Here is a 6,000-nt window from a genome sequence, read left to right as displayed (position 1 = left end):
TCCCTCGACGTACCGGTGGTCCTCCACCGGGGTGTTGGCCAACCCGAGGTCGGGCTGGGTGTCGCTGAAGGACTTCACCGTCGCCCCCTACAACGGCCAGCAACTCGTCTACGCCACCACCCACGACACCGGCACCCGGTGGGGCTCGATGAACTTCGGCCTCTTCTCGAACTACTCGCAGATGGGCTCGGCCAGCCAGAACGCGATGAACAACGCGACCGTCGCGCCGTCGCTGTTCTACTTCGCGCCGCGCAACATCTGGGTGCTGGCCTACCAGTGGGGTGGGCCGGCGTTCTCCTACCGGACCTCGACCGACCCGACCAACCCGAACGGTTGGTCGTCGGCGCAGACGCTGTTCAGCGGAAGTATCACCGGCTCCGGTACCGGCCCGATCGATCAGGCGGTCATCGGTGACGGCACGAACATGTACCTGTTCTTCGCCGGTGACAACGGCAAGATCTACCGGGCCAGCATGCCGATCGGGAACTTCCCGGGCAGCTTCGGCTCCAACTACACGACCATCATGAGTGACACCACGAACAACCTGTTCGAGGCCGTTCAGGTCTACAAGCTCCAGGGCCTGAACAAGTACCTCATGATCGTCGAGGCCATCGGCTCGAACGGGCGCTACTTCCGGTCGTTCACCGCCAGCAGCCTGGGCGGTTCGTGGACGCCGCAGGCCACCAGTGAGAGCAACCCGTTCGCCGGCAAGGCCAACAGCGGCGCCACCTGGACCAACGACATCAGCCACGGTGAGCTGCTGCGCACCAACGCCGACCAGACCATGACCGTCAACGCCTGCAACCTGCAACTGCTCTACCAGGGCCGTTCCCCCAACTCCGGCGGCGACTACGGCCTCCTGCCGTACCGCCCGGGTCTGCTGACCCTGCAGCGCTGACCCTGTTTGATCACGCTCGACTGACCCGCAACGGGCGGGCTCGGCGCCACGCCGAGCTCGCCCGCACCACTCCGAGTGCGGTTGATCCTCTGGCGTCCCCGGTTGGGACCTGCCTCGCCCGGTCCGGCGCTTGACCCACTCGGGTTCCTGGAAGTCGGGGTGTCGTGTGAGCTGCGAAGCAACAATTTCGGCATTGGATCACTCCCGTGACGTCTGGCTGACAAAGACGGGATACGACACGCACCATCGGGGCGGCCTGTGGCTGACGAGTTTGGGACGATGCGCCGGTCGAACATCACCCGACTCGAAGGGAACCCCACGATGGCAAAGGTCATCTCCACGCTGTTCATCTCGGCCGACGGTGTGGCCGAGATCGACCCTGACTGGCACTTCCCGTACTTCGACGAGAACATGGGCCGCGCCGTCACCGAGGACTATGACCCCGCCGATGTGCTGCTCATCGGCCGCGAGACGTACGACAGCTTCGCCGGGGCCTGGCCCGGCCGGGAGGCCGCGGGTGGCGACGACGCGCCGTTCGCCAAGCAACTCGGCGACATGCGCAAGGTCGTCGTCTCGCGCCAGCCGCTGGAGTTCTCCTGGCGCAACTCCGAGCTGATCAAGGGGGAGCTCCTCGCCGCCGTCACCGCGCTCAAGGCCGATGCCGGCGTCCGGGCAATCCTCATCCCCGGGTCGATCTCCGTGGTGCAGCAACTGCTCGCGGCCGGCCTGGTCGACGAGCTGCGTCTGCTGGTGCATCCGGTGGCCGCGCGCAAGGGCCGCAAGCTGTTCGACGAGGGCGACGTGGCGTATTACCTGCGACTGGTGGCTTCGGAAGCGTTCCCGACCGGCGTCCTCCGGGTGATCTACGCGCCGGGCCCGGCACCGACTCCGGTCGGCTACGACGAGATCAAGGACCAGGTGCCCGCCGGAAACTAGTGCGCGTTTCGGGAACGGCCGCCGCGCCGGCCGTTCCCGGTCCGAGGCCGTCACAAGCCCGTGTGAAGATCGCGCCGTGGTCGCGTTCCGGTGCTCCGCAAGCACGGCATGCGAGTGGAGTGGAACCGCAAGCAGTCCCGGCGGATCCGGGTCACCGGTGCCCGGTGGTACGCACCACTGGATTGACCACCACCGATTCATCCCACACTCCGGACCGGTATTTAGTGAGGGTCATCGATATTGACGGTGGGCGTCGACGGCGACAGGATCTTGGGCACCACCACCCCTGATCCCTCCTGGGAGACTCCATGACCCGTCCCCGCCTGCCCCGCCTGCGGGCAGCCACCCGGTTGGCCGCACTCGTCCTGGCCACCGCCGGCGTGCTGCTCACCGTCGCCACCCCCGCCAGCGCCGCCGTGCCCACCGGCCGTTACGTCGCGTTGGGTGACTCGTACACCGCAGGTCCGCTGGTCCCCACCCAGGTCGACCTCAACTGCCTGCGGTCCAACCGCAACTACCCGTCGCTGGTGGCGGCGTCCGCCGGCTCGTCGTCGTTCGCCGACGTGAGCTGCTCCGGCGCTACCACCGACGACATCCTCTACGGCGGTAGTGGCCAACTGGGCATCACGTTGCCGCCGCAGCTCAACGCGGTCACGGCGAACACGTCGCTGGTGACGGTGCAGATCGGCGGCAACGACATCGGTTTCGCCGGCATCATCGGCGACTGCGCGGAGGCGAGTGTCAGCAGCCCGCTCGGATCTCCGTGCAAGAACCGGTACACCGCCGGAGGTGTCGACCAGTTGCAGGCGCGGATCGTCGCCGCCACGCCGAAGATCACCGCCGTGCTCCAGGCGGTCCGGCGTGCCGCACCGGGCGCGCGGGTCGTGGTGCTGGGCTATCCGGCGATCCTGCCAGACAGCGGTTACGGCTGCTGGCCGGTCGTTCCGATCGCCTACCAGGACGTGCCGTACCTGCGTGGCGTGGAGAAGTCGCTCAACGCGATGCTGGCCAGCGTCGCGAGCGCCAACGGCGCCACCTACGCCGATGTCTACACCCCGTCGATCGGCCGCGACGCGTGCAAGGGCAGCGGCACCCGGTGGGTCGAGGGTCTGGTGCCGCAGAACTCGGCCGCGCCGTTCCACCCCAACGCCCGAGGTGAGCAGGGCATGGCCACCGCCCTGATCGCCCGGTTGAACAGCTGACCGAGCCGTAAACGGCCGAGCCCGCCCCGCCGACAGCGGCGGGGCGGGTCACGCCTTCGGTGCGCCGCGCGGCGGTGCCCAGACTCGATGTGCTTGAGATCGAGGAGTCCGGGGTACCGAAAGCTATGCCGAATGTGGGGCAAGTCCTCGGAGACCGTTACCGCCTGGTCGAAAGCATCGCCAGCGGCGGAATGGGTGACGTGTGGCGGGCGGTCGACGAAACCCTCGACCGGTGCGTGGCGGTCAAGATGCTGCAACCTCGGTTGGCTACCGACGGCGGCTTCGGTGAGCGGTTCCGGCGCGAGGCGCGGGCCATGGCAGCCCTGCGTCACCCGGGTGTCGCCCAGGTCTACGACTACGGTGAGGTGGTCCAGTCCGGAGCGCCGGTCCTCGCCTACATCGTGATGGAATGCGTGCAGGGGCAGCCGTTGTCGGAGCGGATCGCCGAGGTCGGCCGGCTGGACGTGGCCGAGACGATGTCGATCGCCGCGCAGTCCGCCCGTGCTCTGCAGGCCGCGCATGACGCCGGTGTCGTCCACCGTGACGTCAAACCCAGCAATCTGATCATCGAGCCGGACGGACACGTCGTACTCGTCGATTTCGGTGTTGCGGTGACGCGGGAAGCGACGAGCCTGACCGGAGCGAACCAGATCGTCGGCACCGCCCTGTACATGGCACCCGAGCAGGTCGCGAAGAACGAGACCACACCGGCGATCGACATCTACGCGCTGGGGGCTGTCGTCTACCACTGCCTCGCCGGGCGGCCGCCGCACCAGGGCGAGAATGCCGTCGCGGTGGCGCTGCGGCATCTCGCAGAGGAACCGTCGCCGCTGCCCGAGGACGTTCCGGCGGAGGTCCGGCGTGTGGTCGCCACCGCGATGGCCAAGGAGCCCGCAGACCGCTTTCCGACGGCAGCGGCCATGGCCAGGGTGGCGCAGGCACTCGCGGCCCCGTCCGACCACCTGCTGGCCACCGCGGCTGGGGCGACCGAGATCGGGGTGCGGACCGAGGTCACGGATGCCCGGCGGTCGGCCCCCGGCGGCACGGTGAGCCGGGCCGTCACTCCTGGGCCCAGAGCGCTCGCGGTGCTTCTCGGATCCTTGGCCGCCGCGGCTGCCGTCCTGGTGTTCGCCGATCCCATCGGGATCATGCCCGGCCCGACCGGGCGCCCGTCGACGCCTTCCGTGGTGCCGCCCGCGGTGTCGCCAACGGTGCCGTCCCAGCGGGAACCGGGCCCCGGCGTCGGCGGCGGTGAACCCGCTACCCGCAGTTCCGCGGGCATGCCGGTCCGGGCGCCCGGCTCCGCGACCCCGACGCCTTCCCGGGCCGCGGGCGAGGGGGCGGTGGACCCATCGACGCCGTCCGGTGAAAGCACTGCGGATATGCCCGGTCCCACCGCGTCCGAGAGCGCTCCTGCGGAGCCGACGGAAGCCCCGACGGGCGGAACGACAGCGGCACCGACCACGGGGACGACGGAGGACGCAGCGGCGGACCCAACCTCGGAACCGTCGGCGGAGGAGTCGACGGCCGGAGGAGAGACCACGGTGCCGCAGGTGTAGCGGAATGCGGCAACGACAACGGTCTCGCGGCTGGACCGTGCCGCAAGATTGGCCCTTTGCTCTGCACCCGCGGAAGCGCCATCCAGCTGTGGGCCGGTGGTGCCTCGGCGGGTGCAGAGCAAAGGGTACGTCGAGCGGGGTCTGCCCGCGGCCGTCATGGACGCCGAGGCGGGCGGGGGGTTGCCCGCGCAACGCCCACTGGCGTGGCGACCGAAGCCGCCACGCCAGTGGTTCGATGTCAGGAACTGATCGGGGTCAACTGGTGCGACAGCTGATCGTCGGCCAGTTCCAGTTGCCGTTGGCCATGATCGTTACGCCGAAGTTGTTGCCGTTGCCGTTCGGCGTCGCGGTGACGGTGCCGCTGTTGCCGTTGACGGCGGCGTTCCAGCTGTTCTGAATGCTCTGGCCGCCACCGAGGCCGAGGCTGACGACCCAGTTGTTGGTGCCGCTGACCGCGACGTTGAGGTTGAACCGGTCACCCCACTGCTGGCCGGCGGAGATCGTCGCGTTGCAGTTTCCGGTCCCCGGGTTGCCGGTGGTGGGCGGGGGAGTGGTCGGGTTGCCACCGCCGCTGCCCTCCCGGACGGTGATGTCGGAGCTTCCGCTGCTCTGGTAACCCTCGGTGGCCATGACCTGGTAGCTGTGGTTGGTGCCGAGGTTCAGGCCGGCCCGGGCCCAGGCGTCGAAGTGGTTGGCGGTGGTGATGGTGCCACTCGAGCGCTTCTGCTGGCGGACGCTCCAGAACTGGTAGAACGTCTGGTTGCCGTCGATCGACGGGGCGTTGACCCGCTGGCTGCGGAGGATGTCGTAGGTGCCGCCGTCAGTGGTGACCGTGCCCATCCGCTGTGCGCCGCTGCTCGGGTTGTAGCTGCCGAAGTTCTCCACCACGTAGTACTCGATCAGCGGGTTGCGCGTCCATCCGTACAGGGCGAGGTAGGTGTTGTTGTTGCCCGGGTTGTAGCTGCCCGAGTAGGTGACCGTCCGGCGGTTGCCGGTGGCCCAACCCTTGCCGCCGACCCAGTTGTTGGTGCTCCTGTCCCAACTGCTGGTGTAGCGGCCGTCGGCGCGCAGCGTCATGCTGGCGTTGCCGCTGTCCTTCCAGAACGAGAAGTAGTACCCGTTGTGCGTGCCGGTGAGGTTCGACGTGAGGGTCCGGTCGGCCTCGGCGTACGCGTTGGTGGCCGTCATGGTGCCGGCGACGGCCACGACGGCGGCGCATGCGGCGCCCAGGAGCAACCGCATGCGGCCGCGGCCTCTCGGTTTGGTGTGGCTGGTGTCGGTCATGGAACTGTTGCCTCCTCTGACGGCTGGCGGGGGCCAGCGGCGCGGTACGCCTCGGCAGGCTGCCGGTGGTCGGGTAACGGCCACGGCGTCGTACCGCTCGGTGGTGGTGGGCCGGTCGTCC

At 68.9% G+C, this 6,000-nt stretch carries 5 protein-coding genes; 4 read left to right on the top strand and 1 reads right to left on the bottom strand.

Features of this window, described 5'->3' with window-relative positions; genetic code table 11:
* From DLJ58_RS20690 to DLJ58_RS34285, 4 genes are all read left to right on the top strand, one after another.
* Nucleotides 1-898: glycoside hydrolase family 62 protein (locus DLJ58_RS20690; RefSeq protein ID WP_124858671.1), on the top strand; the 898-nt coding region annotated here is incomplete at its 5' end.
* A gap of 321 nt (nucleotides 899-1,219) precedes the next feature.
* On the top strand, nucleotides 1,220-1,834 hold the full coding sequence (locus tag DLJ58_RS20685; protein ID WP_124858670.1) for a dihydrofolate reductase family protein: 615 nt from the start codon (nucleotides 1,220-1,222) through the stop codon (nucleotides 1,832-1,834).
* A gap of 308 nt (nucleotides 1,835-2,142) precedes the next feature.
* Nucleotides 2,143-3,036 (top strand): SGNH/GDSL hydrolase family protein, encoded by an 894-nt coding sequence (locus tag DLJ58_RS20680; RefSeq protein WP_124858669.1) that lies wholly within the window; start codon nucleotides 2,143-2,145, stop codon nucleotides 3,034-3,036.
* 125 nt (nucleotides 3,037-3,161) lie between these two features.
* Nucleotides 3,162-4,595 carry a serine/threonine-protein kinase gene (locus DLJ58_RS34285; protein ID WP_208741235.1) on the top strand — a complete coding sequence of 478 codons (1,434 nt, stop codon included), beginning with the start codon at nucleotides 3,162-3,164 and terminating at the stop codon, nucleotides 4,593-4,595.
* 255 nt (nucleotides 4,596-4,850) lie between these two features.
* Here the strand turns inward: DLJ58_RS34285 and DLJ58_RS20670 are convergent, their stop codons facing one another.
* Nucleotides 4,851-5,879: a glycoside hydrolase family 11 protein gene (locus DLJ58_RS20670; RefSeq protein WP_124858668.1), complete on the bottom strand. Its 1,029-nt coding sequence runs from the start codon at nucleotides 5,877-5,879 to the stop codon at nucleotides 4,851-4,853.
* Between the last annotated feature and the right edge of the window lie 121 nt (nucleotides 5,880-6,000).

It is taken from the genome of Micromonospora arida (assembly GCF_003857035.1).
GTDB lineage: Bacteria > Actinomycetota > Actinomycetes > Mycobacteriales > Micromonosporaceae > Micromonospora > Micromonospora arida.
This window is presented reverse-complemented; position numbering and strand designations above follow the sequence as displayed.

What these genes read in the sequence shown, in the direction of transcription:
- DLJ58_RS34285 (WP_208741235.1), top strand. Translation starts at nt 3,162, where the DNA reads ATGCCGAATGTGGGGCAAGTCCTCGGAGACCGTTACCGCCTGGTCGAA.
- DLJ58_RS20670 (WP_124858668.1), bottom strand. Translation starts at nt 5,879, where the DNA reads ATGACCGACACCAGCCACACCAAACCGAGAGGCCGCGGCCGCATGCGG.
- DLJ58_RS20680 (WP_124858669.1), top strand. Translation starts at nt 2,143, where the DNA reads ATGACCCGTCCCCGCCTGCCCCGCCTGCGGGCAGCCACCCGGTTGGCC.
- DLJ58_RS20685 (WP_124858670.1), top strand. Translation starts at nt 1,220, where the DNA reads ATGGCAAAGGTCATCTCCACGCTGTTCATCTCGGCCGACGGTGTGGCC.